Origin of the sequence: Schnuerera sp., assembly GCF_035459645.1 — a bacterium.
Taxonomy (GTDB): domain Bacteria; phylum Bacillota; class Clostridia; order Tissierellales; family Tepidimicrobiaceae; genus Schnuerera.
This window is the reverse complement of record NZ_DATHXO010000029.1, coordinates 1-2,365: the sequence shown is the minus strand read 5'-3', so window position 1 is coordinate 2,365 and position 2,365 is coordinate 1. Positions and strand designations below refer to the sequence as shown.

The window sequence follows — 2,365 nt, the reverse complement described above, 5'->3', positions numbered from 1 at the left end:
AAGGAATTACTTTAGCAGGTATTTTACTTCTTGGGAAGGACGAATTAATTTCATCTGCTCTTCCACATTATAAAACTGATGCTATTTTACGTAAGGAGAATGTTGATCGCTATGATGATAGAGATGATATTAGAACTAATTTAATAGATAGCTATGAGAGACTAATGCAATTTGTTGCCAAACATCTAAATGACAAATTTTATTTAGAAAGAGATCAAAGAATAAGCCTTAGAGATAAAATTTTTAGGGAAGTAATATCTAATATTTTAATTCATAGAGAGTTTTCGAATCCATATCCTGCTAAATTTATAATTGAAAAGGATAGGGTTTATACAGAAAATAGTAACAAGCCCCATGGAAATGGAATAATTGATCCTGAGAATTTTTCACCATACCCTAAAAATCCTACTATAGCAAAATTTTTTAAAGAAATAGGATGGGTAGAAGAACTTGGATCTGGAGTTAGAAATATTTATAAATATAATATGATATATTCAGGTACAGAACCTATATTTATAGAAGAAGATGTATTTAAAACCATTATTCCACTATATGAGCAAACTACCAACCAAGCTACCAACCAAGCTAGTGACCAAGCTACCAACCAAGCTGATGGAGAAATCGAAGACTTGCTTGAATTTTGTAGAATACCAAGGAGTAGAAGTGAAATGCAAGAATTTATGGGTCTAAGTAATAGGGGGTACTTTAGAACCAAAATATTAAACCCACTTATAAAAGGCGGCCTTTTAAAATTAACAATTCCGAAGAAACCCACAAGCCCAAATCAAAAGTATTATTCTGAAAGAAGGTAATAAAGTATAGTTACTTATAAAATTTGACGAGTAGATTTCAAATTTGTCAAGTAACTATACTAGTAAAATATAAAAAGCTTGATAAATAGCGATATTACAGGAACAAGAATTAACTAGTAATAAATTAGCTTAACAAGTAATTTTTAAAAATAACAGTATGTCTTATGAAAGATTCATATCTAAAAAGTATAAAATAGTTATTATAAAGGGCCAGGTGCCCTTTTTTAGTTGGAGAAAATTAGAATACATAAAATATAACTAGTAATTTTAAAATGTAGCGAGTAGACTTTAAAATTAGCTAGTAGCATATCTTTTAAGTTTTGGTACCTTAAATAAAAGGATGTAATATCAATATATACAGTGGTATCATAACTTGGTACCAAATCAAGGGGGTGGTTTTATTATGAATTATGGATATATTAGGGTATCAACTAAGGCTCAATTAGATAATAACAGTTTTGAACAACAGGAGAAGGAAATATTAGAAAGATATCATGATGCAGAAATATATAAAGAACAATTTACTGGTTCAAGTATGGATAGGCCAGTTTTTAATAAATTATTAGGCAAATTACAAAAGAATGATACTTTGGTAGTAACAAAATTAGATAGATTCTGTAGAACAACAAAGGAAGGATTGGAACTTATAGATGAGTTAAGTAATAGGGGAATCAGAATTCATATTTTAAATATGGGGCTTATTGAAGATACAGCCATGGGAAAACTTATAGTTACAAATTTACTTGCATTTTCTGAATTTGAAAGATCTATGATTATAGAAAGAACCCAACAGGGGAAGGCAATAGCCAAAGAAAAACCTTATTTTAAGGAAGGGAGGCCCAGGAAATTTAATAAAAAAACCATAGAACAGGCACTTAGAATGCTGACAGTTAATGGTGGAGGATATAGTTATAATGAGGTTGCAGAGATTATGGGGATTAGTAGGAGTACATTAATTAGAAGGCAGAATGAGTTTAGATACAAAAAAACTAAAGATTAGTATTAATACTTACTTACGACCAGAGCCTAAGGGCTCTTTTTTAATGGAAAGGAGTTGAATCATGCAAAATTATTCCTTACTACTAACCTACAACAAAGATACTAAAATCTTAGGCTTACTCAATAACGAAACCAAAAGTGAAAAAATCTATACAGCAAAAGAAGTAGAAAAGATATCAATAGATGAACCTTTTGAAATAACAGATAGGCTGGATCAAAGAATTAAAGACACAGTAAGGTTTGATGATTTTCCACTACTAGGATACTTTTATAAAAAAGAAGGGGAGGATTACATATCCATTGCAATAGAAAACAAAATGCTTACATTAGTAGAGAGATTTAGTTCATTAGAAGATTGTATAGAACATCTTAGAGGTGAAAGATGGGAAGAATGGGAACTTGAATATTAAAAAAGGAGGTTTTCACATGTCTAAAATAACTGCAATAATAAATCAAAAAGGAGGAACAGGAAAAACTACAACAGCATTAAACCTAGGGTATGCATTATCTGAAGAAGGGAAGGAGGTGCTATTAATTGACTTTGATCCACAAGC

4 protein-coding genes are annotated in these 2,365 nt (G+C 30.4%); all 4 read left to right on the top strand.

Annotation, left to right across the window (positions count from 1 at the left end; all coding sequences use genetic code 11):
* Positions 1 to 812 (top strand): Fic family protein (locus VK998_RS00690; protein WP_325224356.1); only part of this gene is annotated, 812 nt, incomplete at its 5' end.
* 403 nt (positions 813 to 1,215) lie between these two features.
* The gene (locus tag VK998_RS00685; RefSeq protein ID WP_325224354.1) at positions 1,216 to 1,812 is read left to right on the top strand and encodes a recombinase family protein; all 597 of its coding nucleotides are present in this window, start codon (positions 1,216 to 1,218) and stop codon (positions 1,810 to 1,812) included.
* Between the two features lie 61 nt (positions 1,813 to 1,873).
* Positions 1,874 to 2,221 carry a hypothetical protein gene (locus VK998_RS00680; RefSeq protein WP_325224352.1) on the top strand — a complete coding sequence of 116 codons (348 nt, stop codon included), beginning with the start codon at positions 1,874 to 1,876 and terminating at the stop codon, positions 2,219 to 2,221.
* Between the two features lie 16 nt (positions 2,222 to 2,237).
* Positions 2,238 to 2,365 (top strand): ParA family protein (locus tag VK998_RS00675; protein WP_325224358.1); only part of this gene is annotated, 128 nt, incomplete at its 3' end.

Coding starts and splice junctions, on each gene's coding strand:
- VK998_RS00685 (WP_325224354.1), top strand. CDS start 1,216: ATGAATTATGGATATATTAGGGTATCAACTAAGGCTCAATTAGATAAT.
- VK998_RS00680 (WP_325224352.1), top strand. CDS start 1,874: ATGCAAAATTATTCCTTACTACTAACCTACAACAAAGATACTAAAATC.